The organism is Burkholderia sp. 9120 (assembly GCF_000745015.1).
GTDB lineage: Bacteria > Pseudomonadota > Gammaproteobacteria > Burkholderiales > Burkholderiaceae > Paraburkholderia.
Window position 1 is genome coordinate 900,193 of the sequence record NZ_JQNA01000001.1, and the last position, 26,185, is coordinate 926,377.

A 26,185-nucleotide genomic window follows, 5' to 3' on the forward strand; every position below is an offset into this window, starting at 1 on the left:
CTTTCGCGGGGCCGTTCGTGGCCTCGCCGCCCAGCATGTCCGCCAACCGTTTCGATACGCTTGCGCTGCACGCCGGCGCCGCGCCCGACCCGACCACCGGCGCGCGCGCCACGCCGATCTACCAGACTACCTCGTTTTCGTTCCGCGATTCCGACCACGCCGCGGCGCTCTTCAATATGGAGCGTGCCGGCCACGTCTATTCCCGCATCTCTAACCCGACCGTGGCCGTATTCGAAGAGCGCGTGGCCGCGCTCGAAAACGGCGCGGGCGCGATCGGCACCGCCAGCGGCCAGGCCGCCCTGCATCTGGCGATCGCCACGCTGATGGGCGCGGGCGCCCATATCGTCGCCTCCAGCGCGCTGTACGGCGGCTCGCACAACCTGCTGCATTACACGTTGCGGCGCTTCGGCATCGAGACGACCTTCGTCAAACCCGGCGACACCGATGCGTGGCGCGCCGCGCTGCGCCCGAACACGCGCCTGCTGTTCGGCGAAACGCTCGGCAACCCGGGCCTCGACGTGCTGGACATTGCCGCCGTCGCGCAGATCGCGCACGAGCACCGCGTGCCGCTACTGGTCGACTCGACCTTCACCACGCCGTATCTGCTCAAACCGTTCGAGCACGGCGCCGACTTCGTCTACCACTCGGCGACCAAGTTTCTGGGCGGCCACGGCACGACGATTGGCGGCGTGCTGGTGGACGGCGGCACCTTCGACTTCGAGGCCTCCGGCCTTTTCCCCGAATTCACCGAGCCTTACGACGGCTTTCACGGCATGGTGTTCAGCGAGGAAAGCACGGTCGCGCCGTTCCTGCTGCGCGCCCGCCGCGAAGGTCTGCGCGACTTCGGCGCATGCCTGCATCCGCAGGCTGCGTGGCAGTTGCTGCAAGGCATCGAGACGCTGCCTTTGCGAATGGAGCGGCACATTGCCAATACGCGCCGGGTGGTCGACTTTCTCGTGTCTCACGCGGCGGTCGACGCGGTCGCCTACCCGGAGCTGCCGACACACCCGGATCACGCGCTGACCAAACGCCTGCTGCCGCGCGGCGCGGGTGCCGTGTTCAGCTTCGATTTGCGCGGTGGCCGCGCGGCCGGGCGCAGCTTTATCGAAGCGCTCTCGCTGTTTTCGCATCTGGCGAACGTCGGCGACGCACGCTCGCTGGTGATTCATCCGGCATCGACCACGCACTTCCGCATGGACGCCGCCGCGCTCGCCGCAGCGGGTATCACGGAAGGCACGATCCGGCTGTCGATCGGCCTCGAAGATCCCGACGACCTGATCGACGACCTCAAGCGCGCGCTGAAAGCCGCGCAGAAAGCGAGCGGTTCGAGCGTGGCGCCAGGCGGCCGTGCCGCTGCACCGAGCGCCGCCGGCCAACCCCGCCCGGAGTCCGCATGATCCTCACCGTTCAAGGCCAACCCGCCTACGCGTACACCGGCGGCAAACCGTTCGACGCCACTTTGCCGACCGCCGTGTTCATCCACGGTGCGGAACACGACCATAGCGTGTGGGCGCTGCAAAGCCGCTACTTCGCGCACCACGGTTTCGGCGTGCTGGCGGTGGACCTGCCGGGCCACTGCCGCAGCAGCGGCCCGGCGCTCACCTCCGTGGCCGCCATGGCCGACTGGCTCGCCGCGCTGCTCGACGCCGCCGGCGTGCAACGCGCGTTCGTGGCCGGCCACAGCATGGGTTCGCTGATCGCGCTCGACTTCGCCGGCCGCTACCCCGAGCGCGCGACGCACCTCGCGCTGCTCGCCACGGCGGTCCCGATGACCGTCTCCGACACCTTGCTCGACGCCGCGCTGAACCGCGAGCCCGAGGCGATCGGCATGGTCAACGAATGGTCGCATTCGACACTCGCCGCCAAGCCCTCGTGCCCCGGCCCCGGCTTCTGGCTGCACGGCATGAACCAGCGGTTGATGGAGCGCGTGTCGGCACGCGGCGAAGCCAATCTGTTCCACACCGACTTCAGCGCCTGCAACGGCTACACGGACGGCCTCGCCCGCGCCGCCCAGGTGCGCTGCGCGACCCGCGTGGTGGTCGGCCGGCGCGACGCGATGACGCCGCCGCGCGCGGCTAAAGCGCTCGCCGACGCGCTCGCGCAAGCGGGCGTAGCGGTCGACACGATCACTTTGGACGCCGGCCACGCCTTGATGACCGAGCAACCCGACGCCACGCTCGACGCCCTCTTCAGCTTCGCCTCCCGACCGCCTCGCGGCGCTCGATAGTCGCGGCGAACCGTCACGATAAGCGCGCCGGAAGCGGCGCGCCATCGGCCGAATGGCCAGGTTGCGCGCATCAGTCGAATGGCCGCACAATGGGTCACGCCTGTCCTGTTTCGACGGCGCGCCGGGCATGCCGACGGCGCGCAACGAAGCCCCCTGGAAGCGACGGGCACGGAGTCGAGAAACATAGAAATCCGGAGGCCGAGATGGCTCAAACCGCCCACCCCGATCACTTCGCGAGTTTCGCGGAGTTCTATCCGTACTATCTGAGCGAGCATCGCAATACGGTCTCGCGGCGGCTGCATTTCGTGGGGTCGCTCGGCGTCATCGGCTGTCTCGCGATGGCGCTCGCCACCGGCGGCTGGCTGTGGCTGCCGGCTGCGGTGATCTGCGGATATGGCTTTGCGTGGGTCGGCCATTTCTTCTTCGAGAAGAACCGGCCGGCTACCTTCCGGCACCCGGTCTATAGCCTGATGGGCGATTGGGTGATGTTCAAGGACATCTGCGTCGGCAAGATTTCGCTGTAGCGATTAAGAAAACCGCATCAGGTCGCTTCAAGCCGCCTGATGCGGCATCGACGCCGGGTTTTCTCCACCATCCTCGGCACGCAGCGCGCGAGCGGCCGCGCGTGCCGTCAGCAAAGCGGCGAGCGTCACCTTCTTCAGCTTGTCGTTGTCCAGCGCGGTCAGCAGCGTGTCGCCATCCACCCGCGTAGCGTCGAGTTCGAGTTGATACTCCAGTTCCGCGCGGTCGATCACGAACAGATCGAACAAGCGCTCCACCGTGATCTGCGCCGGGTTGGCCAGCAGCAGGAAGTGCGGGCGCATGCCGTCCTCCTGCAAGCGCGCGATCCACTCGATTTCCTCCAGCTTCTGCAGCAGGTTGATCGTAGTGTCCATATCGCGGCGAAGCATCCGCGAAAGCTCGGGCACCGTGTAACCGCGCTTGCCCGCGTCGCGTGCTTCCGAAAGCCGCGCGAGCAGTTCGAGCGAGTCGAACAGATCGCTGCCCTCGAACGTAGGCCGGTGAAACTGCCCGATGCGGATCGCCGGTAACGCGGACGCGATCATCGCGCCCGCCAGCGTGATGAACCAGCACAGGTACATCCAGAGCAGGAACAACGGCACGGCGGCGAAGGCGCCGTACACGGCGGTGTAGGTCGGAATCCGGCGCACGTAGTAGCCGAAACCGCGCTTGGCGAGTTCGAACGCGATCGCCGCGGTCACGCCGCCGATCACCGCGTCGCGCCACTCCACCCGGCAGTTCGGCAAATACACGTAGAGAATTGTGAAGGCCAGCGCCGTGAGCGGCAGCGCGGCGCCCGCGAGCGCCCATTCGATCAGCGGCGTGATGCGCTGCGCCGCCGTGAACGTCATGGATTGCGTGAACAGATACGAGGAAATCGACAGGCTCACGCCGATCAGCAGCGGGCCGAGCGTGATGATCGCCCAGTAGACGAGAATGCGCTGCGCGATGGGCCGCGGCTTGCGCACGCGCCAGATCACGTTGAACGCGGATTCGACCGTCATCATGGTCATCACGGCCGTGAGAAACAGCAGGATCATGCCGATCGTGGTGAGCCCCTTGGCCTTCGAAGCGAACTGGTTCAGATACTTGAAAATCTGACTGTTCAGTTGCGCGGGCATCAGGTGGTCGGCGAGGAAAAACTGCAGCGACTCCTGGAACGAACTGAAGATCGGGAACGCGGTGAACAGCGCGAACGCGACCGTGGCGAGCGGCACGAGCGCGAGCATGGTGGTGAACGTGAGACTGCCGGCCACCTGCGGAATGCGGTCTTCGCTGCTGCGCTGCGCGGCAAATTGCGCGAGCCTCTTGAGCGTGTCGAGATCGAAACGCACCCTGGACAACAAACCCACCTCCTTGCTTCGTGAACCCGTGTTTCTGGACCGTGCTTAGGGACCAGGCTTAGGGACCGAGGCAGGACGGGATCAGCACCTGGCCAGACCATTCCCGGCACCTGGCCGAACGGCTATGAGTGGCCTCTGCAGCGGACCCAACCCCTATAATACCCGTTCACCGATGAGGCCTATGAAAGACATTCTCGTGCTCTATTACAGCCGTCACGGCGCCACGCGCGAGCTCGCGCTGGCGATCGCGCACGGCGTCGACAGCGTTCCCGGCATGCAGGCGCGCGTGCGCACGGTGCCGGCGGTTTCCGCCGTCTGCGAAGCGACGCAGCCGGATATTCCCGCCGAAGGCCCACCCTACGTCGAGCTGCGCGACCTCGAAGAATGCGCCGGTCTGGCGCTCGGTTCGCCCACCCGGTTCGGCAACATGGCCGCCTCGCTCAAATACTTTCTCGACGGCACCACGCCGCAGTGGCTCGCGGGTGCGTTGTCGGGCAAACCTGGCTGTGTGTTCACGTCCACGGGCAGTCTGCACGGCGGTCAGGAATCCACGCTGCTGTCCATGATGCTGCCGCTGCTGCATCACGGCATGCTGATCGTCGGCATTCCGTACACGGAGAGCGTGCTGTCCACCACGCAGACCGGCGGCACGCCGTACGGCGCGTCGCATTTCGCCCGCGCGGGCACGGCGGAACAAGGCATCTCCGCCGACGAAAGAACCCTCGCCATCGCACTCGGCGCACGCGTCGCGCGCGCGGCGGCTTCGCTGAGCGACAGGCCGTGAACGAGCCGAATGCCCAGGCGACCGGCACGTCGACCGTAGACCAGCCGGGCGGCGCGTCCATGCCCGCCTCCTCCGCGACAAGCTCGCTGCCCGTGCCGCAAAAAACCGCTGCCGCCTATGGCGCCGCGGCGGCCCTGATCGCGCTGATCGCGCTGTCCGTCGCGTGGGAATGGTGGCTCGCGCCGCTGCGCCCCGGCGGCTCGGCCATGGTGTTGAAGGCCTTGCCGCTGCTGCTCGCGTTGCCGGGCGTCTGGCGGCGTCGGCTTTATACGCTGCAATGGGCGTCGATGCTGATCCTGCTGTATTTTGCGGAAGGCATTGTTCGCGGCTGGAGCGACCGTGGTTTGAGCGCGCGCCTGGGCTGGCTCGAAGTCGCACTCGCCGTGGTGTTTTTTGTCTGCACACTGATTTACGTCGCGCCGTTCAAACGCGCGGCGAAACGGGCTGGGAAACAAGCCGTGAAGCAGGCGAAAGAACAGGCTAAAAATCAGCCAGGCAACAACGCCTGACAAAAAAAGCGCCCGCCGTCATCCATCTCCGCGCCCCGAACCCGCTGACCGACCAACATGACCCAAACCGCTTTCCTCGCCGCCTGCCGTGACGCCATCGGCGCAACCCATGTCCTGACCGACGCGCACGACACAGCCCCTTACCTCACCGACTGGCGCCGCCGCTATACCGGCGCGGCCTGCGCGGTGCTCTGCCCGGCCACCGCGAATGAAGCCGCCGCGCTCGTCAAACTCGCCGTCGAGCATCGCATCGCGCTGGTGCCGCAGGGCGGCAACACCGGCCTCGCCGGCGGCGCCACGCCGGACGCGAGCGGCGCGCAGGCGGTTATCAGCTTGCGGCGGCTGAATCGCATCCGCGACATCGATCCGCACAACAACACGATCACCGTCGAAGCCGGCGTGATCCTCGCCGAGGTCCAGAAGCACGCCGACGAAGCCGGCCGCCTGTTCCCGTTGAGCCTCGCGGCCGAAGGCAGTTGCACGATCGGCGGCAATCTCGCCACCAACGCGGGCGGCACCGGCGTGCTGCGCTACGGCAACACGCGCGAGCTGTGCCTCGGCCTCGAAGTGGTCACGCCGCAAGGCGAACTGTGGGACGGCCTGCGCGGACTGCGCAAGGACAACACCGGCTACGATCTGCGCGATCTGTTCATCGGCGCCGAAGGCACGCTCGGCATCATCACCGCCGCCGTGCTCAAGCTGCATCCGCGGCCGGCCGCGCGGGTCACGGCGCTCGCCGCGCTCGCGTCGCCGCATGCGGCGCTCGATTTCCTGTCGCTGACCCAACGCATCGCCGGGCCGCTGCTGACCGGTTTCGAACTGATGTCGGATTTCTGCCTGCGTCTGGTCGGCCGGCATTTTGAACAGATGCGCTATCCGTTCGCCGACACGCACGCGCAAGTCGTGCTGCTGGAACTGTCGGACAGCGAGAGCGAAGCGCATGCGCGCGCGCTGTTCGAGCGGCTGATGGAAACCGCGCTCGAAGAAGGCCTGGTGCAAGACGCCGTAGTCGCGGAAAACCTCGCGCAATCGCGCGCGTTCTGGAATCTGCGCGAACATATTCCGCTCGCCCAGGCCGAGGAAGGTCTGAACATCAAGCACGACATCGCGGTGCCGATTTCGCGCATCGGCCATTTCATCGAAGAGACCGATGCGGCGATCGCGCAGGCGGTGCCCGGCGTGCGGATGGTGACGTTCGGCCATCTCGGCGACGGCAATCTGCACTACAACGTGCAGGCGCCCGAGGGCGTCGACGCGAAGGTGTTTCTCAAGCAGTACCAGAGCCCGATCAACCAGATCGTCTACGACAGCGTGCACCGGCACCGTGGCAGCATCAGCGCGGAACACGGGCTCGGCCAGTTGAAGATCGACGAAGCAATGCACTACAAGCAGGACGTCGAAGTGCACTTGATGCGCGTTGTCAAACACGCGCTCGATCCGCTGAATCTGATGAACCCGGGCAAGGTGCTACGCTAACGTCTCAGGCCGCCGCCCTCTCCGGCGGCGCCGTTTGCAGGAGTCGTGGCCGTGAAGATTCGAGTGCTGTCCGATCTGCATCTGGAGAACGACGAACCCGAGCTGATACCGCATGCTCAGGCCGACCTGATCGTGCTGGCGGGCGACATCCACAATCACGCGGCCGGGCCGCGTTGGGCCGCGCAAACTTTCGACGATACCGTGCCGGTGATCTACGTGCCCGGCAATCACGAGTACTACGACGGCGAATTCGGCGCGCTCGACGCCGCGCTATACGATGCGGCCGCGCAGGTCGACAACGTGCACGTGCTGAACAACGCCACGCTGGTCGACCCGCAAGGCCAATGGCGTGTGCTCGGCACCACCTTATGGACCGACTTCGCGCTGTATGGCGCCGACCCCGCCACGCTGGCCGATTCGATCGATGCCGCGCGCCGTACCATGCTCGATTTTCGCGGCCCGATCCAGACGAACTGGCCGCACGACACGCACGACGCCGCGCGCGAATTCACGCCCCGCGATTCGCTCGCCCTGCACCAGCAGGCGCGCAGTTGGCTCGAAAGCGAGCTGGCCAAACCGTTCGACGGCAAGACGATCGTCGTCACGCATCACGCGCCGCATCGGCTGAGTCTGGCTGAACGGTATGCCGAAGACCGCGTGTCGGCGGGATTCGTCAGTCATTTGCCGGAACTGGTGCGCGCGCCGGTCGCGCTGTGGATTCATGGTCACACGCATACGCCGTTCGACTACACCGTGAACGGCACACGCGTGGTCTGCAATCCGCGCGGTTACCTCGACCGGCGCACCGGGCAGTGGGAAAACCCGGCGTTCAGGTGGGATAAGGTAGTCGAGATCTAGTCCGTCATGCCGGTCGTCTCCGGAGGTCGCTCATGTGTGGTCGAATCAGCCAGTACCGCGATCCGCGCCTTTACACGCAGCATCTGGGTCTCGCCGATCCGCTGATGCTGTTCGATGCCGCCGACCGTCGCCCCGGCTATAACCTCGCGCCGGGCACGCATCCGCTCGCGATTTTTGCCGATCAAACGCTGCGCCCGGTCCACTGGGGCTATTGCCCGGATTGGGCGCGAGAGCAACATTTGCCGCAGACCATCAACGCGCGCGCCGACGCCGCGCCGACCGCGCGCTATTTCAAAGAATTGTGGAAAACCGGCCGGGTATTGGTGCCAGCGGACGGCTGGTTCGAGTGGCGCAGAGCGGCCGCACCGTCGACGGAAAGCGCCGAAAGCGCGCCCGACGTGGCGCAGACCGGCGCCTCATCCGACGCGACGCCGCGCCAACCCTACTTTGTGCATCTGAAAAGCGCCGCGCCGATGTATCTGGCGGCGCTATCGAGCGTACGCGGCACGGAGCCGCAAACGGAAGGCATGGGTCTGGTGATCGTGACGGCCAGCGCCGACGCAGGTCTTGTCGACCTGTACGACCGCCGTCCACTGGTGTTCGGGCCGGAAGCGGCACGTCGCTGGCTGGAACCGGATTTACCGGCCGATGAGCTGGAGCAACTGGCGCGCACGGGCGGCCTGGCCGCCGGGCGATTCCGCTGGCATCGTGTGAGTCACGACGTGGATCGCACGCTCAACGACGAGCCGGGTTTGATCGAAGCGCTGGATTGAAAAACTGAAAGTCTAAACACGCGGGCACAGCGAAAACGCTGCCCGCGAATTTCACCGATCGTGCCGCTGCGCCCGAAAATCCGCGCGCTCGACCTTGATCGGCACCAGTTGCGGCTGCTGCTCCCGCAGACGGCGCAGCAGATCACGCGATGCGGCAATCCCGATCAGTCCAAACATGACGGCCACGCCGATCATCAGATGCGTATCCATGAATCCCTCGTCCTTCCATTAGTGCGTTTTGCCGAACAGCAGCGAAATTGAACGCGTCCGGCTGAAGCGGCAGCGCATGAACGACACGTTAGCAAATCGACCGCACGGCAGAAGTAAGGAAATGTTGCGGCGCGGCAGCGATGTAACAGCCGTTCACGCACGCGCGAACTGCCGCAACTCTTCCTGATCCGCGGCCAGCGTGGCGGGCAATTCGTCGCGCAAAAATTCGACCCACGTACGGATTTTCGCGTCCAGATACTGGCGCGACGGATACAACGCGTACAGATTCATTTCCTGCGACGTGTATTCGGGCAACAGCCAGACGAGATTGCCGCTACGCAAACCGCTGATCGCCGAGTAGATCGGAATCAGCCCGACCCCCATACCCCGGCTCACCGCGACCGCCATGGCTTCGGCCACGTTCACCTGAAACCGGGACGAGCCCAGCGCGACCGTTTCCTCGCCGTTCGGACCGTCGAAGGTCCATTTGTCCGTCGGAAACACCGGCGTCACCATTTGCATGCAGGTGTGGTTTGCGAGATCGGCGGGCGTCTGCGGCACGCCGTGCCGCTCCAGATACGCCGGCGACGCGCACACAATGCTGAACGCGCTGCCCAGCCGTTGCGACACCAGCCCCGAATCCGGCAGGCCGGTCGTGGCAAGCGTCAGCGACACGTCAAAACCTTCGTCGAGCAGGTCGGGCATGCGCTGCGCGAGCGTCAACTCGATCTGCACGTCCGGATAGCGCTCCTGATAAAGGCCGACGGCGGGCACCACGTAGTGCTGCCCGAAGCTCGTCATGGCATGCACCTTGAGCTTGCCGGCAGGCCGCGCGTGCGCGTCGCCCGCCTCGGCTTCCGCCTGATCCACGTAGGCGAGGATCTGCTCGCAACGTTGCAGGTAGCGCTCACCGGCTTCCGTCAGCGCAATGCGGCGCGTGGTGCGGTTCAGGAGACGCGTGCGCAGATGCGCTTCCAGATCGGACACCGCGCGCGACGCGTAGGCCGTCGTGGTGTTCAGGTGCTGCGCGGCGCCTGTAAAGCTGCCCGCTTCGACCACCCGGACAAATACGCGCATGTTTTGAAGCGTATCCATAACCTTCCTCTTTTATCGGAAGCGATTGTTACATGATTCGCAAAGGCGATTGTCTCAGATCCCGTAAAAATGCCTTGCATCTTTACAGGTTATTCCCCAATCAATCAAAAAATATAATGACGCACATGCTTCTATAGTCAATTTTGGAGGAAATCGTGCAGTCTCCGGTACAGAAAGGGATCGCCGCAACCGCGGTTCTTACGATCCTATTAACAATCGCCGGCTGTGCAAGTACCGGAGGCATCGCGCCGCAAGCGAACAGCGTGGCGCCCTCCTCGCTCGACGTGGGCAACGCGATCCGCGCCGCCGACGCGGACGCCCAGTGGCCCGCCGCCGACTGGTGGCGCGCCTATAACGATCCGCAACTCAACGAATGGATCGCCGCCGCGCAAGCCGGCAATCCGAGTCTCGCGGCCGCCCAGGCGCGCGTGCGCGAGGCCATGTCGATGGCGGGCGTCGCGCGCTCGGCGCTAGCGCCGCAAGTCAACGGCAGCCTGTCGGTGCAGCGTCAGAAGTGGGCCGACAACCTGTACTACGGCCCGGGTCCGCTCGCGGGCGAGCAATCGTGGAACAACACCGGCACGCTGGGCCTGTCGTATCACCTCGATCTCTGGGGCAAGGACCGCAACGCCGCCGAACGCGCGCTCGACGCCGCCCACGCCAGCGCCGCGGATGCGCGCGCCGCCCAACTCGAACTGGAAGGCAACGTGGTGCGCACGTACATCGAGATGTCGATGAACTATGCGCTGCTCGACATCGCCAAGGCGACCCTGAAGCAACAGCAGCAGATCGTCGATCTCGCCAACCGCCGGCTGAAGGGCGGCATCGGCACGCAGCTCGACGTGAGCCAGGCCGAAACGCCGCTGCCGGAATACGACCGCCAGATCGACGCGCTCGACGAGCAGATCGCGCTCGGCCGCAACCAGTTGGCCGCGCTGGCCGGCAAAGGTCCGGGCGCGGGCGATGCGATCCAGCGTCCGACGCTGTCGCTGGATACCGCGCCGGCCAGCCTGCCCAGCAGCTTGCCCGCCGACCTGATCGGCCATCGGCCGGACGTGGTCGCGGCGCGCTGGACCGTGGCGGCGCAGGCGCGCGGCATCGACGTCGCCAAGGCCGACTTCTATCCGGACATCAACCTGCTTGCGTCGATCGGCGGTTATGCCGCGATGGGGCCGCTGTTCCAGTTCCTGAAGAATCCGTCGCATAGCTGGAGCGCGGGGCCGGCGCTGTCGCTGCCGATTCTCGACGGCGGCCGCTTGCGCTCGCAACTCGGCGCGGCGTCGGCGGGTTACGACGAAGCGGTCGATCGTTATAACCAGTCGATCGTGGGCGCGTTGAAGGACGTGTCCGATCAGGTGATCCGGATCCGCTCGCTCGCCACGCAGGCCGGTGACGCCGACCGTTCGGTCGCCGCCGCCCGCAAGAACTACGATCTGTCGCGCGAAGGTTACCGGCGCGGCCTGACCGATTATCTGAACGTGCTGGTCGCCCAGAACCAGCTGCTGCGCGCGCAGGAAGGCGTTGCGAAGATTCAGGCCGAGCGGCTGGGCGCGCATGCGTCGCTGGTCACGGCCTTGGGCGGCGGGCTCGACGAGCCGGCTAACGGTCCGCAGGCGAATGAGACGCTGCCGGCGCATGGCAAGGGCAGTAGCGCCAAAGGCAACGTGGCGGGCGATCCTGCCGCGAAACCCGCTGACGTGTCCGTTCAGACCGGCGCGGCGAGCCACGCGGGTAACACCGCCACGCCCGCCAGCCAAAGCGGAAGCGGAAGCGGAAGCGCAGGTAACACAGGCGTCAGCGCGGCAGTCACCGCAACGCGATCGTCCACCACCGCGCCCGCGGTCGAGTGAGGCAACCGGCCATGTCAGCCTCCCCTTCCTCCACCGCGCGCCCGACGTCGCTCGCCACGCTCTACGCGGCCGCCGCCGACTGGGCGCGCAACGACGGCCTCACGTGGATCTATCTGTTCAAGGCGCTCGCCGCCTGTTTCCTCGCGCTCGGCATCGCGATGAAACTCGACCTGCCACAGCCACGCACCGCGATGACCACCGTGTTCATCGTGATGCAGCCGCAAAGCGGCATGGTGTTCGCGAAGAGCTTCTATCGGATCTGCGGCACGCTCGTCGGCCTCGTCGTGATGCTCGCGTTGATCGGCCTGTTCGCGCAGCAGCCCGAGCTGTTCATCGCCAGCACCGCGATCTGGGTCGGCATCTGCACGGCCGGCGCCGCGCGCAATCGCAACTTCAAGTCGTACGGTTTCGTGCTGGCCGGCTACACCGCCGCGCTGATCGGCATCCCCGCTTCGCAGCATCCGGACGGCGCGTTTCTCAGCGCGCTGACGCGGGTCGCCGAAGTCGTGCTCGGGATCGTCTGCGCGGGCGCGGTCAGCGGCCTGGTGTTCCCGCAGTTCGCCGGCTTGCAGATGCGCGGCACCGTGCGGGCGCGCTTTTCGTCGTTCGTCGAGTATGTGTCCGCGTCGCTCGCGGGCCGTAACGACCGCGCGCAGATCGAAGCGACCAATGCGCGCTTCGTCGCCGATATCGTCGGATTCGAAGCGGCGCGCAGCGTGGCCGTGTTCGAAGGACCCGATTCGCGGATGCGCGGCGGCCGTCTCGCGCGATTGAACAGCGAGTTCATGACCGCGTCGACGCGCTTTCACGCACTGCATCAGTTGATGAACCGGCTGCGCGAAACCGGTCCGAGCCAGGACACGCACGGCGCGGCGATTGCGGTCGACGCGCTCGAACCGTACTTCAAGGAAATCGCCCCGCTACTCGCGAAATCCGGCGAACCCGTGCTGAGCGCCGCCGATGCCGCCCACGCCGCCGCGCAACTCGACGCCTACAAGGCCGAGTTGCCGAAGCGCGTACGCGCGACGCGCTGCGCGCTCGAAGCGCACCCCGACGCGCCGTTGCTCGACTTCGACACCGGCGCCGAGCTGCTGTACCGCTTTGTCGACGATCTGCATGCGTATGCGGCCACTTACGCGTCGCTTGCCGTCGACACGCACGAGCGCGAGCGCTGGATCGAGCGCTACGAGCCGAAGACCAACGCGATCGCGGCGGGCGTCGCGGGCGTGCGGGCCGCCCTCGTGATGATGGTGCTCGGCGCGTTCTGGATCGCGACCGCGTGGCCGAGCGGTTCGACTTTGACACTGGATGCCGCCGCCGTCTGCGCGCTCGCCTCGGCGTCGCCGAATCCGAAGCGCACCGCGTTCCAGATGGCCGGCGGCACGCTGGTCGCCTCCGTCATGGGGATGATCGCGGTGTACGGGGTGTATCCGCACATCGACGGTTTTCCGCTGCTGTGCGCGGCGCTTACGCCGTTCCTGCTGTTCGGTGTGTTTATGACGACGCGCCCTGCACTGGCCGGTTATGGCGTCGGCTACTGCATCTTCTTCTGCTTTCTGGCCGGCCCGGACAACGTGATCCATTACGACCCGAGCGGCACGATCAACGACGCGATTGCGCTGGTGCTGTCGATGCTGGTGGTATCGATCGCGTTCGCGGTGCTGCTGCCGCCGTCGACACCGTGGCTGCGCAATCGCCTGCTGGTGGACCTGCGCCGCCAGGTGTCGCTGGCGAGCAGCGCGGGCATGCGGCGGGTGCGTTCGCGCTTCGAGAGCGGCGCGCGCGATCTGATGTTCCAGATCAACGCGCTCGCGCAGAACGAGCCCGAACTCAAGCGCGACACGTTGCGCTGGCTGTTCGCAGTGCTCGAAGTGGGCAACGCGATGATCGATCTGCGTCGCGAAGTGGCGACGCTGCCGGCCGACGCGCGCTACGCGAAGACGATGCCGTGGCGCGTCACGTTACGGGCGATGCGCGATGCGCTGACCGCGCTGTTCGAGCATCCGCGTGAAGACCGCTTCGACCGCGCGCTCGCCGCGACCACCGACGCGATCGCCGCGCTTCAGCAGATGCTGGCCACCTTTACGCCGCCGCGTGAGGAGCGTCATCAACTGCAACGCATTCTGAGTCAGTTGCATTTCATCCGTACCGCGCTGCTCGATCCGCAATCGCCGCTTGAACCGTTGATGAGCGGACGCGCCCGCGCCGACGGTGCATCAGAGAAAGGAGTTCGTCATGCCACGTGATGTCGCTGTATTCGACGCCTACGTGCCGGCCATCGTGCTGCTGTTTATCGCGGGCGCCGCGCTTACCTGGGTGCTGGACCGCGTGATCGCCTATACGGGCGTGTATCGCGTGGTGTGGCATCCGTCCTTGTTCCGGGCCAGCTTGCTCGTGTGTGTGTGCGGCGTGCTGAGTCTCGCCGTTTATCGTTGATCAGAGTCGAATCATGACCATCCGAAATCTTGTGGGCTTCGTCGCGACAGCCGTTATTTTTATCGTCGCGATTTTGATTGGGCGCGTGTTGTGGGTTCATTACATGGATGAACCGTGGACGCGTGATGGGCGCGTGCGCGCTGAGATTGTCAATGTTGCGCCGGATGTTTCGGGTGCGGTTGTCGATCTGCCTGTGAAGGATAACCAGCTCGTTAAGAAGGGTGATCTGTTGATGCAGATCGATCCTTCGCACTATGAGATCGCGGTTGAGCAGGCGCAGGCTGCTGTCGCGGCGCGCAAGGCCGAATTGCAGATGAAACGGGATGATGCGCAGCGGCGGGCTGACATGGATGCTTTGGTGGTGTCCAAGGAAAGTCGTGAGAATGCGACTCATACTGCTTCTGCTGCCGAGGCTTCTTATCAGCAGGCGTTGGCTGCGCTCGATGCCGCGAAGTTGAATCTGGCGCGGACGCGGGTTGTTTCGCCTGTTGATGGGTATGTGACTAATCTGAACGTTTATCGGGGGGATTATGCGACGGCTGGGTCAGCCAAGCTGGCTATTGTCGATAGTCACTCGTTCTGGGTTTATGGGTACTTTGAGGAGACCAAGCTTCCTCATGTGCGAGTTGGCGATAAGGCCGAGGTCCGGTTGATGAGTGGGGGGACCTTGCAGGGGCATGTCGAGAGTATCTCTCGTGGCATCTACGATCGGGATAATCCTGAAAGTCGGGAGCTGCTTGCTGATGTTAATCCGACTTTTAACTGGGTGCGGTTGGCGCAGCGGGTGCCCGTTCGGGTCAGTATTGATTCGGTTCCTGAGGGGGTTGTTTTGGCTGCTGGGATTACTTGTACTGTTGTTGTTACGCCGGGGTGATGGTTTTTTGGGCTTGCGCTGGGGGGTGGGTGTGCTGTCTGTGGCGTTGGCCTTTCCTTGCTTTGTTGGTGGTCTATTGGCGTTGCCCCTGTGCGGGGCGGCACTAACTTCTCTTTGCCGCGGCAAAGAGAAGTCAGCAAGAGAAAGCCGCTCACACCGCTAATTCTTAAGCGGGTCCCCCGCGCAGCCACGGTAGTGGCTCATCTGGAATCTGTGCTCTCGCACATTCCGCCCTCGTGACACAGCAGTCATTCTTCCGGCGGCGCTTCGCGCGCCGTCGTGGTCGGTCGTGGGCGGTTCGGGGTTTAGTCGGTCGGGGAAGTCTGTTTGGTGAGTTCTTCCCGGAGCGATGCGATCACGTCGCTCCAATCGTCGCGCTTTGATTGGCGGAATAGGCGCGTGCCCGGATACCACGGGCTGTCGCTTCGGTTCAATTGCCAGCGCCAGTCGGGCGTGTAAGGCAACGCTATCCAGACCGGCTTGCCAAGCGCGCCCGCAAGATGCGCCATCGCCGTGTCCACGCTGATCACGAGATCAAGGCGCTCTATTAGCGCAGCAGTGGCGGTGAATGTCGTCAACCGCGTGGATACGTCACGCAATACGCCCCGCTGTACAAGCTGCGTCAAGCATGCGTCGTCAGTCTCGCGTATGTCGTTTTGCAATGCGATGAAATCGGCGTCAACTTCAAACAGGGACTGGATTTGCTCAAGCGACATCGAACGATGGCGGTCGTTTTTGTGCGTGCGGCTGCCCGACCATACGACGCCAATTCGGGGCCGTCGAGTCGAACCGGCGAACAGGTCGTCCCAGTCGGCGACAAGGGTTGCGTCCGCATGCAGGTAGGGGCCGGCCATCGCGAGGTCAGCTTCGCGAAGCTTGAGCATGAACGGCAGACTCATCGTCGGCACGTGATAGTCGAATGGCGGCAATGCCGCAGACTCGCCGATGACTTCGGCGGCGCCCGGATAATCGTGTAGCAGCGGCAGGAGCACATCCTGCACGCGCAAGACGACGCGGGCGCCTTTTGCGCTCAGTCGATCGACGAAGCGCATGAATTGCAGTGTGTCGCCGTAACCCTGCTCGTTATGAACCAGCACCGTCTTGCCGCTCAGCGGTTGAGTGCCTTTCCACAGCGTGCTGTCAGGAAAACCGTGACTGCCGGGGCCCTCGAGCCAGCGCCATTCGTATTCGCGCCAGCCGTGTTCGAATTCGCCTCGCAGCAGATTCGTCTGCGCGCGATTGGTCCGCGCGCCGACATCGTTCGAATCGATCGACAACGCCTTTTTGAATTGCAGCAAGGCGTCATCGAACCGCCGCACATCGCGCAACGCAACCCCGAGATTCACATACGCCCGCACGAAATTCGGCTTGAGCCTGATCGCCTGACGGTACGCATCGATCTCATCGTCGTAACGCTCAATCGCGCCGAGCAACGAGCCGCGGTTGTAATGCGCTTCGGCCGAATGCGGCTGGCTTTTGCACAGACGCTCGAGCAAAGCCAGCGCGCGCTGCTGCTCCCCCAGCTTGATCAGCGACATTGCGCCGCCGTGCAATAAAGAAGGGTCATCCGGGAACTGGCTCAGGCAACGCTCGAACAGCGCGACCGCATCCGCATGACGATGTGCGAGCTGACAGATCTGGGCGACCACATTGAGTCGCTCGACGGACATCGTCAACTGCCGCGAAGCTCGCACGAGGAAGTCCGCCGCACGGGGATGATCACCTTGCTGCACGGCGATATAGCCGAGCCCTTCGAGCGCCTCGCCGTGCTCCGGCACGTTCGATAGCACACCGTGCAGCAGCTCGGCGGCATCATCGAGTTGCCCCGCCTCGAAGCATTTCTGGGCGGAGTCGAGAACCTGATTCGTGTCGTAAGTCATGGCAATTCGCATCGCCGAAAAGCGCGACACATTGATAGCAGAGGAATCACCAGATTGTACGTGAGCACCCCCACCCACAACGGCGGCCACACCGACCGCAAGGGCGCGCGAAGCGCCGCCGGAAGAAAGACGCCCTTATCACGAGCGCGGAATGTGCGAGAACACAGATTCCAGATGAGCCACTACCGCGGCAGGAGATGACCCCGCTTAGCAGGGGCCATGCTTGAACGACCGCGACGGCGCGCGAAGCGCCGCCGGAAGAATGACGCCTTTGTCACGAGCGCGGAATGCGCGAGAACACGGATTCCAGATGAGCCACTACCGTGGCTGCGCGGGGAACCCGCTTAAAAATTAGCGGTGTAAGCGGCTTTCTCTTGCTGACTTCTCTTTGCCGCGGCAAAGAGAAGTTAGTGCCGCCCCGCACAGGGGCGACGCTAATAGACCACCGTGACATCAAGGAAAGGCCAACACCCCAGGCAAACAACCAAACACCCAACCCGCCGACCAGCCCCCCCTTACCTCACAACCTAAACTTCCCAACCATCCCCTTCAACCCTCTAGCCTGATCATCAAGAGACCTGGCAGCAGCGGTAGCCTGCTCAACCAACGCCGCATTCTGCTGCGTCCCAGAATCCATCTGCGTGACCGCGAGGTTAATCTCCTCAATCCCAGCACTCTGCTCAGAGGAGGCAGCAGAAATCTCCCCCATGATATCGGTCACCCGCTTAACGGCCTTAACAACCTCATCCATGGTCTGCCCGGCATCCTGAGCCAACGCCGACCCATTCCCCACCCGCTCAACCGACGTACTAATCAGCCCTTTAATCTCTTTAGCAGCAGCAGCACTCCGCTGCGCCAGATTCCGCACCTCAGCCGCGACAACCGAAAACCCACGCCCCTCCTCCCCAGCCCGCGCAGCCTCAACCGCCGCATTCAACGCCAGAATATTGGTCTGAAACGCGATCCCTTCGATCACCCCAATAATGTCGCCAATACTGCGCGCGCTATCGTTGATCTCATTCATCGTCGCGACCACGCGACTCACCACCGCGCCACCCTTCTCCGCGATATCCGACGCGTTATGCGCCAGCGTGCTCGCCTGCTTCGCGTTATCGGCGTTCTGCCGCACCGTCGACGTCAACTGCTCCATGCTGCTCGCGGTCCGCTCGAGCGCCATCGCCTGCTGCTCGGTGCGCTGCGACAGATCCAGATTGCCCATCGCAATTTCGCCCGACGCCGTCGCAATCGCATCGGCGCTCGACGCAATGTCGGCCACCGTCGTGGCCAGTCCGCTTTGCATGTCGTGCAGCGCGAACAGCATGCTCGACTTGTCCTTGCGCCCCAACGCGATCTCGTTCGACAGATCGCCCGCCGCGATCCGGCTGGCAATCTCCTTCGCGTATCCCGGCTCGCCGCCGAGCTGGCCGGCCAGACGTCGCACCACCCATTCGCTGATACCGAACGCGAGCACGATCAGCCCGATCGTCATCACCGCTATCATCACGAACGACGAGTGGTAAATAAAGCCCGATGCATCGATCGTCGCCTTCGCGGCGGTGCCGCGCTGCACGACGAGTTCGTCGACCATCTTTTCGAGCTTGTCGGTTTCGACCAGCAGCGACACGTCCTGCGTGCCGACCTGCCAGTTCATTTGCGACAGATCGAGCGGCTGTGCTTTCACGAGCGTCACGAAGTCGCGCAGGTGCCCGCTCCAGACCGTGACGGCGGCGGCGAATTTCTTCTGCTGGTCGACCGCCTTGGCGTCCGACGTATCGACGTACTGCTGCAGCGTGACGAGCTGCGCGGCCAGGCCGTTCAACCCCTTGTCGATGTCGCCGCCGAGGTCGTCGCGTTCCTTCGCGGTGGTCGCGGTCAGCAGCATTTTTTGCGCGCGGCTCGCGCGCAGCATGTGGCCGCGCGCCTCTTCGGCCGCGCGGCTGGCAACGTGCCCCTGGTCGTAGATGGATTGCGCGGAAGCGTTCAACCGGCTGATCTGCGTCAGCGAAAACACGCCGATCAGCAGCGTACCGATCAGCAGCACCGCGAAGGCGAGACGCAGCATCACCTTCACCGACAAACCCTTGAGCTTCACGCCGCGCGAGCGGCTGCTCTGGCCACGCGGCGGCAACTTGCCCGCCGAATCCCCCTCTGGAACAAAACCCACACCTGCCTGGCTGCCCAGCGACACTGCTTTCATATTCCCCGTCCCCACATGTAGAGCTGCCGGAAAGGTCAGTCCCGGCATTGCTGCCTATCTCTCCGGGTCTACGGCAAGAACGTCTGCGATCTTTAGCGTCGCTCGCGAAATGCCGACCGCGTATTGCCCGGTCCTCGACGCATCGCCTTGTAAGCTTCGCGCCCGCGACCGTTTTATACACGGCCAAAAATCCCCGAGCCGGATTTATCCGACGAGTCGCCAGCCACCCGTGGTAAGGGCAACACACGCGCATCAAGCACCGTGACGGTGCAGGCGGCTCCCGCTTTCGGCGTGTCGCGATGTGGCATGCATCGACAAATCATGTCCGATTCGCGACAAAACTTGTCCTTACATTTCGCTCAAGCCACATTAAACTGCGACAAATAGCTGATTACGCCGGTTGCCGCGTCGAAATGTCGCAGCAGTCCACGCCCAGCGGCAAGGCGCACCGGCAGCATCGAATCCTTTCCCGTCATCTTCCTTTTCTGTCATCTACCGCATGGAAACGAGCCTCGATAAAAGCGCCCTCGCCGGCGCGTCGGCCGGAGCCGGAAACGGCACTGTGTCCGCCAACTCCGCTGCCCATCCCGCAGCCAACCCCGCCACTGCGCAACCGGCCGCCACGGTCCAGCGCACGGTGTATTCCGTGCTCGGCGCGATCAGCTTTTCGCACCTGCTCAACGACATGATCCAGTCGTTGATCCTGGCGATCTACCCGATGCTGAAAGACAACTTCGCGCTGTCGTTCGGTCAGATCGGGCTGATCACGCTGACCTATCAGATCACCGCGTCGCTGCTGCAGCCGTTTATCGGCATCTATACCGACAAGCATCCGAAGCCGTATTCCCTGCCGGTCGGCATGGGCTTCACGCTCGCGGGCCTGCTGCTGATGTCGGTCGCGCCGAGCTTCGGCGTGCTGCTGGTCGCGGCGGCGCTGGTCGGCTGCGGCTCGTCGGTGTTTCACCCGGAGTCGTCGCGGGTCGCGCGCATGGCGTCGGGCGGCAAGCACGGTCTCGCGCAGTCGCTGTTCCAGGTGGGCGGCAACGCCGGTTCGTCGCTCGGGCCGCTGCTCGCCGCGCTGATCGTGATTCCGCATGGCCAGCGCAGCATCGCGTGGTTCTCGGTGGCGGCGCTGGTCGCGATCGTCGTGCTGACGCAGATCGGCCGCTGGTACAAACGGCATCCGTCGATCAAGAAGGCGCGCAACTCGGCACCGCACGCCACGCTGTCGCGCAACAAGGTCATGTTCGCGATGGGCGTGCTGATGCTCCTGGTGTTCTCGAAGTACTTCTACCTCGCCAGCCTCAACAGCTACTTCACCTTTTATCTGATCGACAAGTTCCATCTGCCGGTGCAGGCCGCGCAGATCCATCTGTTCGTGTTCCTCGCCGCGGTGGCCGCGGGCACGGTGATCGGCGGTCCGATCGGCGACCGGATCGGCCGCAAGTACGTGATCTGGGTATCGATTCTCGGCGTCGCGCCGTTCACGCTACTGCTGCCCTACGCGAACCTGTTCTGGACCAGCGTGCTGACGGTGATCATCGGCGTGGTGCTGGCCTCGGCGTTCTCGGCGATCATCGTCTACGCGCAGGAGCTGATTCCCGGCAAGGTGGGCATGGTCGCGGGGTTGTTCTTCGGCTTCGCGTTCGGCATGGGCGGCGTCGGCGCCGCGGTGCTTGGGCAGTTGGCCGACGCCACCAGCATCGCGTATGTGTACAAGGTCTGTTCGTTCCTGCCGCTGATCGGCGTGCTGACGGTGTTTCTGCCGGATGTCGAAGGCAAGCGCGCGAAGGCGTGACCGGTTAGCTCGAAAGTGGGTTTCAGAGAAAGGCGCTGCGGCGCCTTTTTTGTGGGTCGGTCGCTCATGGACAACCCGCGTTGTCCGCAACGTCGCGCCTGTTCTATCCTTGTGCGGGACCACACCCTGCTCCCGCGCCGCGCAAGCCGGCCGCCCGCTCCGCTATCCCGTTCACTCAGGTTCACTCACGCAGCAGAAGGATTGCCGTCGATGACCAGCTACCGCGACTTCCACCGCCGTTCGATCGAGAACCCCGAAGCCTTCTGGCGCGACGAAGCGCAACGGATTCATTGGGAGACGCCGTTCGACACGGTGCTCGACCGCTCGAATCCGCCGTTCGCGCGCTGGTTCAGCGGCGGTCGCACGAACCTGTGCCATAACGCGGTGGATCGTCATCTGGCCGCGCGCGCGCAGCAGAATGCGCTGGTCTATGTGTCGACGGAAACCGGTATCGAGCGGCGCTACACGTACGCCGAGCTGTACGCGGAAATCAACCGGATGGCGGCGGTCATGCGCTCGCTCGGCGTGAAGCGCGGCGACGTGGTGCTGCTCTATCTGCCGATGATCCCCGAGGCGCTGTTCGCGATGCTTGCCTGCGCGCGGCTGGGCGCGATTCATTCGGTCGTGTTCGGCGGCTTCGCGGCGCCGAATCTCGCGGCCCGCATCGACGACGCGAAGCCGGTGCTGATCGTGACCGCCGACGCCGGCGCGCGCGGCGGCAAGGTGATCGACTACACGCCGCTGATGGACGAAGCGCTCGCGCGCGCCACCCACAAGACGCCGCACGTGTTGCTGATCGACCGGCAACTCGCGCCGGAGCGGCTCAACGCCAGCTACCTGGTCAGCTACGAACCGCTGCGCGCCCAGTTCTACGACGCCCATGTGCCGTGCGAATGGCTCGAATCGAACGAGCCTTCTTACGTGCTGTACACGTCGGGCACAACCGGCAAGCCGAAGGGCGTGCAGCGCGACGTCGGCGGTTATGCGGTGGCGCTGGCGGCGTCGATGGAACACATCTTCCAGGGCAAGCCCGGCGACACGATGTTTACCGCGTCGGACGTCGGCTGGGTGGTCGGCCATAGCTACATCATTTACGCACCGCTGATCGCCGGCCTGACCACCGTGATGTACGAAGGCACGCCGATCCGGCCGGATGGCGGCATCTGGTGGCGCCTCGTCGAACAGCACAAGATCAATCTGATGTTCACCGCGCCGACCGCGTTGCGCGTGCTGAAAAAGCAGGATCCGGCGCTGCTGAAGCAAGCGGATCTGTCGAGCCTGCGCACGCTGTTTCTGGCCGGCGAACCGCTCGACGAGCCCACCGCCGCGTGGATTACCAAGGCGCTCGGCAAACCGGTGATCGACAACTACTGGCAGACCGAAACCGGCTGGCCGATGCTGGCGATTCCGCGCGGCGTCGAAGCGTTGCCCACCAAGCTCGGCTCGCCGGGCGTGCCGTCGGCGGGTTTCAATCTGAGCTTGCGCGACGAGTTGAGCGGCGAGCCCTGTGCGCCGGGAGAGAAAGGCGTGCTGACGCTGGCTTATCCGCTGCCGCCGGGGTGCATGTCGACGGTTTGGGGCGATGACAAACGCTTTGTCAGCACGTATTGGTCGAGCATTCCGAACCAGCAGCTCTATTCCACCTTCGACTGGGGCATTCAGGACGAAGACGGCTACGTGACGATCCTCGGCCGGACCGACGACGTGATCAACGTCGCGGGCCATCGGCTCGGCACGCGCGAGATCGAGGAAGCGTTGTCGAGCCACGCAGCCGTGGCGGAAGTGGCCGTGGTCGGCGTGACGGATGCGCTCAAGGGACAAGCGGCGATGGCCTTCGTGGTGCTACGCGACGCCGACGCTTATGCGGGCGCAAAAAAACGCACGAAGCTGGAAGCCGACCTCACGGCGACGGTCGACCGTCAACTCGGCGCGATTGCGCGGCCGGCGCGCGTGGTGGTGGTGTCGATGCTACCGAAGACGCGCTCCGGCAAGCTGCTGCGCCGCGCAATCGCGGCGCTTGCGGAGGGACGTGAGCCGGGCGATTTGCCGACCATTGAAGATCCGGCGGCGTTGCAGCAAGTGCGCGAGGCGTTGGACGAGATGGGGAAGGATTAGCGTGCGCTGTGACAAAAAACGCCGGCATGCAGCCGGCGTTGTTGTCATTCATTCCGCGACACGGGTCAGTCAGTGCGCCGAACTCCGCGCTGCTAAAAACCGCGTCAGGATCGCGTTCGAATACGTGCCGGCGATCTCCGTGAGAAACGAGACGAACGACTCCGGCGCGTGATCGTCGGCGGTATCCGAGATCGTGCGCACCACCGCGCACGGCACACCGTATTCGTAGCAAACCTGCGCGATTGCCGCGCCTTCCATTTCGACCGCGAGCGCGTCCGGCAGCGCGTCGCGCAGCGCTTTGACGCCTGCCGCGCTGGCCACGAACTGATCGCCGCTGATAATCAGGCCGCGATGCACGCGCGGCGCCTGAGTCCCAAACCGCGCCGCCGACACTGCGCCCTCTTCAGCGACGAAGCGTTCGCAAGCCGCCGCGAGCTGATCGGCCAGCGCCGCATCCGCCGCGAAACGCGACACGCCCAGCAACGGCACTTCGAAGCGCGGAAACAGCGGCGACGCGTCGAGATCATGCTGCAGCAGCGCGTTGGCCACGACGATATCGCCGACCCGCACCTCCGGGCCCACGCCACCGGCGACGCCGGTGAACACGACCGCTTCGACCTCGAACGCGTGAATCAGCGCGCTGACCGTAGCCGACGCCGCCACCTTGCCGACCCGCGCCAGCGTTACGACGCAAGGCGCGCCGTGGAAGGTGCCGAGGTGATAGTCGCGCTGACCGTGCGTGATCGTGCGTACGCCGGACTCGGCTCGCATTGCGTCGATCAGATCGCCGAGTTCCTGCGGCAGCGCCGCCAGAATGCCGAGCGGACGATGTGACGGCGCGGCGCTCATTCGACCGCCTGCAATTTGGCGACCGCGAGCGCCAGCCACTTCTCGCCGTGCCGCTTGAATTTGACCTGCGCCTTGGCGTCGACGCCGCCGCCTTCGAGCGCGGTGATCGTGCCTTCGCCGAACTTGGTGTGGAACACCTGCTGCCCGACGCGGAAGCCCGTTTCCGCTGCCCGCTGCTCATTCGCGAAAGCCGGCAACGGCGCCGGCGTCGACGACGCGGGCCCGGTATAACCCGGCCGCGCGAACCAGTCGCGCCCATAGCCGGCGTTGTCCGACCGGCCGCCGCCCCAGCGCGCGCCCGCCTCGATCTTCGGCGTGAGCCACTTGAGGGTTTCCTGCGGCAGTTCGTCGAAGAAGCGCGAGCGGATGTTGTAGCGCGTCTGGCCATGCAGCATGCGGCTTTGCGCGAACGACAGATACAAACGCTCCTTCGCGCGCGTGATCGCCACATACATGAGGCGCCGCTCTTCCTCCAGACCGTCCGACTCCATCGCGCTGTTCTCGTGCGGGAACAGGCCCTCTTCGAGACCGGTGATGAACACCGCCGTGAACTCCAGCCCCTTGGCCGCGTGCACGGTCATCAGTTGCACGGCCTCCTGGCCGGCTTGCGCCTGGTTGTCGCCCGCTTCGAGCGATGCGTGCGACAGGAAGCCGGCGAGCGGCGTCATCGTGTCCGGGTTTTGCGCCGGATCGGCGATGCCGGGGGCGTCGAACACGACGGTATTCGGGTCGTCGGTGGCGACCGCCAGCTCAGGCGCGGCGCTCGCGCCCGGGCGCAGCGGAATGGACCGCGCCGGCGTGTCCATGCCGTAGCCTTCTTCGCTGACGAACGCCGCCGCCGCGTTGACCAGTTCCTGCAAGTTCTCCAGTCGGTCCTGGCCTTCGCGTTCGTTCTGATAGAACTCGGACAGCCCGCTCGTGCGCACCACGTACTCGACGGTTTCCGGCAGGCTCATCTGCTGCGTTTCCGCGCGCATCTTGCCGACCAGGTTCGCGAACGCGGAAAGACTCGAACCCGCCTTGCCCGCCACGTACGGAATCGCCGCGGCCATCGAGCAGTTGTACAGACGCGCCGCGTCCGCGAGTTGTTCGATCGAGCGCGCGCCGATACCGCGCGTCGGGAAATTGACGACGCGCACGAACGCGGTGTCGTCGTTCGGATTGTCGATCAGGCGCAGATAGGCGAGCGCGTGCTTGACTTCCTGGCGCTCGAAAAAGCGCAAGCCGCCATACACGCGATACGCGATGCCCGCGTTGACCAGCGTGTGTTCGATCGTGCGCGACTGCGCGTTGCTGCGATACAGGATCGCGACTTCGCTGCGCGACGTGCCGGTACTGATCAGCGCCTTGATTTCCTCGACGATCCAGCCGGCTTCCTGCGAATCGGTAGCGGATTCGTACACGCGCACCGGTTCACCGTGACCCGCGTCGGTGCGCAGGTTTTTGCCGAGACGTCGCGAATTGTTGGCGATCAGTTGATTGGCGGCGTCGAGAATATGGCCGTGCGAGCGGTAGTTCTGCTCCAGCTTGATCAGATGGCGGACGTTGAACTCGTGTTCGAAGTCGCGCATGTTGCCGACGTTCGCGCCACGGAACGCGTAGATCGACTGGTCGTCGTCGCCGACCGCGAAGATCGAGTTGGTCTGGCCGGCCAGCATTTTGAGCCACGCGTACTGCAGCTTGTTGGTGTCCTGGAACTCGTCGACGAGGATATGACGAAAGCGCGCCTGATAGTGGGCGCGCAGCGGCGGATTATGCGCGAGCAGCTCGAAGCAGCGCAGCAGCAGTTCCGGGAAATCGACCACGCCTTCGCGCTGGCACTGCTGGTCGTAGGCTCCGTAGAGTTCGACGAATTTGAGGTTGAAGTTGTCGGTCGCGTCGACGTCTTTCGGGCGCAGGCCTTGTTCTTTCGCGTTGTTGATGAAGTACTGGAGGTTTTTGGCCGGGTACTTTTCATCGTCGATATTGAGGCCCTTCATCAGACGCTTGATCGCGGACAACTGGTCTGCGGTATCGAGAATCTGGAACGTGGCGGGCAGGCCTGCGTCGCGATGGTGCGCGCGGAGCATGCGATTGCAGAGGCCGTGGAAGGTGCCGATCCACATGCCGCGCGTGTCGATCGGCAGCAGCCCCTGGAGACGCGACATCATTTCGCGCGCGGCTTTGTTGGTGAAGGTCACCGCGAGGACGGTGGCGGGCGACGCCAGCCCGTGCTGGATGAGCCACGCGATGCGGGTGATGAGCACGCGGGTTTTGCCGCTGCCTGCACCGGCGAGGATGAGCGCCGGCTCGTTGGGGAGCGTGACGGCGGCGTGTTGTTCGGGGTTCAGGTTGGCGAGTAGGTCGGGCATTTTTCTCGGAGGAGCGGCAGGTCGGGGGACATTATATG

The 26,185-nt window shown here is 64.7% G+C and carries 21 protein-coding genes; 14 read left to right on the top strand and 7 right to left on the bottom strand.

The window, feature by feature from the left end; all coding sequences use genetic code 11:
* The first annotated feature begins 35 nt into the window (after nucleotides 1-35).
* The 3 genes from FA94_RS03935 (at nucleotide 36) to FA94_RS03945 (ending at nucleotide 2,751) form a co-directional block, all read left to right on the top strand.
* Complete coding sequence (locus tag FA94_RS03935) at nucleotides 36-1,397, top strand: O-acetylhomoserine aminocarboxypropyltransferase (RefSeq protein WP_035546956.1); 1,362 nt, start codon at nucleotides 36-38, stop codon at nucleotides 1,395-1,397.
* Nucleotides 1,394-2,227 (top strand): alpha/beta fold hydrolase, encoded by an 834-nt coding sequence (locus tag FA94_RS03940; protein WP_035546959.1) that lies wholly within the window; start codon nucleotides 1,394-1,396, stop codon nucleotides 2,225-2,227. The genes FA94_RS03935 and FA94_RS03940 overlap by 4 nt, the downstream gene beginning before the upstream one ends.
* A gap of 203 nt (nucleotides 2,228-2,430) precedes the next feature.
* Nucleotides 2,431-2,751, top strand: a complete 321-nt coding sequence (locus FA94_RS03945; protein WP_035546961.1) for an Mpo1-like protein — start codon at nucleotides 2,431-2,433, stop codon at nucleotides 2,749-2,751.
* A gap of 27 nt (nucleotides 2,752-2,778) precedes the next feature.
* Here FA94_RS03945 and FA94_RS03950 read toward each other — a convergent pair whose 3' ends face one another.
* Complete coding sequence (locus tag FA94_RS03950) at nucleotides 2,779-4,095, bottom strand: YihY family inner membrane protein (protein ID WP_081935659.1); 1,317 nt, start codon at nucleotides 4,093-4,095, stop codon at nucleotides 2,779-2,781.
* A gap of 178 nt (nucleotides 4,096-4,273) precedes the next feature.
* On the opposite strand from FA94_RS03950, the gene wrbA reads away from it, so the two are divergent.
* Genes wrbA through FA94_RS03975 form a run of 5 tightly spaced genes read left to right on the top strand, consistent with a single transcriptional unit; the run spans nucleotide 4,274 to nucleotide 8,492 of the window.
* Nucleotides 4,274-4,876: an NAD(P)H:quinone oxidoreductase gene (gene wrbA / locus FA94_RS03955; RefSeq protein ID WP_035546963.1), complete on the top strand. Its 603-nt coding sequence runs from the start codon at nucleotides 4,274-4,276 to the stop codon at nucleotides 4,874-4,876.
* Nucleotides 4,877-4,935: 59 nt separating this feature from the next.
* Complete coding sequence (locus FA94_RS03960) at nucleotides 4,936-5,385, top strand: DUF2069 domain-containing protein (RefSeq protein WP_051980465.1); 450 nt, start codon at nucleotides 4,936-4,938, stop codon at nucleotides 5,383-5,385.
* A gap of 57 nt (nucleotides 5,386-5,442) precedes the next feature.
* Nucleotides 5,443-6,861 carry an FAD-binding oxidoreductase gene (locus FA94_RS03965; RefSeq protein ID WP_035546965.1) on the top strand — a complete coding sequence of 473 codons (1,419 nt, stop codon included), beginning with the start codon at nucleotides 5,443-5,445 and terminating at the stop codon, nucleotides 6,859-6,861.
* Nucleotides 6,862-6,912: 51 nt separating this feature from the next.
* On the top strand, nucleotides 6,913-7,719 hold the full coding sequence (locus tag FA94_RS03970; protein ID WP_035549241.1) for a metallophosphoesterase: 807 nt from the start codon (nucleotides 6,913-6,915) through the stop codon (nucleotides 7,717-7,719).
* A gap of 32 nt (nucleotides 7,720-7,751) precedes the next feature.
* Nucleotides 7,752-8,492, top strand: coding sequence for an SOS response-associated peptidase (locus FA94_RS03975; RefSeq protein ID WP_035546969.1), 741 nt, complete (start codon nucleotides 7,752-7,754; stop codon nucleotides 8,490-8,492).
* A gap of 51 nt (nucleotides 8,493-8,543) precedes the next feature.
* Here the strand turns inward: FA94_RS03975 and FA94_RS39050 are convergent, their stop codons facing one another.
* Nucleotides 8,544-8,702 carry a hypothetical protein gene (locus FA94_RS39050; protein ID WP_176059629.1) on the bottom strand — a complete coding sequence of 53 codons (159 nt, stop codon included), beginning with the start codon at nucleotides 8,700-8,702 and terminating at the stop codon, nucleotides 8,544-8,546.
* Between the two features lie 153 nt (nucleotides 8,703-8,855).
* Complete coding sequence (locus FA94_RS03980) at nucleotides 8,856-9,797, bottom strand: LysR family transcriptional regulator (protein WP_035546971.1); 942 nt, start codon at nucleotides 9,795-9,797, stop codon at nucleotides 8,856-8,858.
* 155 nt (nucleotides 9,798-9,952) lie between these two features.
* Between FA94_RS03980 and FA94_RS03985 the strand changes: the two genes are divergently transcribed.
* The 4 genes from FA94_RS03985 to FA94_RS04000 are packed head-to-tail and all read left to right on the top strand — an operon-like array spanning nucleotide 9,953 to nucleotide 14,957.
* Nucleotides 9,953-11,647, top strand: coding sequence for an efflux transporter outer membrane subunit (locus tag FA94_RS03985; protein ID WP_231584840.1), 1,695 nt, complete (start codon nucleotides 9,953-9,955; stop codon nucleotides 11,645-11,647).
* Nucleotides 11,648-11,658: 11 nt separating this feature from the next.
* A complete protein-coding gene (locus FA94_RS03990) occupies nucleotides 11,659-13,893 on the top strand; it encodes an FUSC family protein (RefSeq protein WP_035546974.1) in 2,235 nt (744 codons plus the stop codon).
* Nucleotides 13,883-14,083, top strand: coding sequence for a DUF1656 domain-containing protein (locus tag FA94_RS03995; RefSeq protein ID WP_035546976.1), 201 nt, complete (start codon nucleotides 13,883-13,885; stop codon nucleotides 14,081-14,083). Before FA94_RS03990 ends, FA94_RS03995 begins: the two co-directional genes overlap by 11 nt.
* Before the next feature lie 13 nt (nucleotides 14,084-14,096).
* Nucleotides 14,097-14,957 carry an efflux RND transporter periplasmic adaptor subunit gene (locus FA94_RS04000; protein ID WP_035546978.1) on the top strand — a complete coding sequence of 287 codons (861 nt, stop codon included), beginning with the start codon at nucleotides 14,097-14,099 and terminating at the stop codon, nucleotides 14,955-14,957.
* A gap of 305 nt (nucleotides 14,958-15,262) precedes the next feature.
* Here the strand turns inward: FA94_RS04000 and FA94_RS04005 are convergent, their stop codons facing one another.
* A complete protein-coding gene (locus FA94_RS04005) occupies nucleotides 15,263-16,837 on the bottom strand; it encodes a tetratricopeptide repeat-containing glycosyltransferase family protein (RefSeq protein WP_035546981.1) in 1,575 nt (524 codons plus the stop codon).
* A 520-nt stretch (nucleotides 16,838-17,357) separates the two neighbouring features.
* On the bottom strand, nucleotides 17,358-19,034 hold the full coding sequence (locus tag FA94_RS04010) for a methyl-accepting chemotaxis protein (protein WP_035546984.1): 1,677 nt from the start codon (nucleotides 19,032-19,034) through the stop codon (nucleotides 17,358-17,360).
* Between the two features lie 499 nt (nucleotides 19,035-19,533).
* Between FA94_RS04010 and FA94_RS04015 the strand changes: the two genes are divergently transcribed.
* Entirely contained in the window at nucleotides 19,534-20,832 is a 1,299-nt protein-coding gene (locus FA94_RS04015) for an MFS transporter (RefSeq protein WP_035546987.1), read from the top strand.
* Nucleotides 20,833-21,042: 210 nt separating this feature from the next.
* Entirely contained in the window at nucleotides 21,043-22,947 is a 1,905-nt protein-coding gene (locus FA94_RS04020) for a propionate--CoA ligase (RefSeq protein ID WP_035546989.1), read from the top strand.
* Between the two features lie 69 nt (nucleotides 22,948-23,016).
* On the opposite strand, the gene FA94_RS04025 is transcribed toward FA94_RS04020, so the two are convergent.
* Nucleotides 23,017-23,796, bottom strand: a complete 780-nt coding sequence (locus FA94_RS04025) for a 5'-methylthioadenosine/adenosylhomocysteine nucleosidase (RefSeq protein ID WP_035546991.1) — start codon at nucleotides 23,794-23,796, stop codon at nucleotides 23,017-23,019.
* The gene (locus FA94_RS04030) at nucleotides 23,793-26,147 is read right to left on the bottom strand and encodes a UvrD-helicase domain-containing protein (protein WP_035546993.1); all 2,355 of its coding nucleotides are present in this window, start codon (nucleotides 26,145-26,147) and stop codon (nucleotides 23,793-23,795) included. The genes FA94_RS04025 and FA94_RS04030 overlap by 4 nt, the downstream gene beginning before the upstream one ends.
* Nucleotides 26,148-26,185 lie beyond the last annotated feature (38 nt).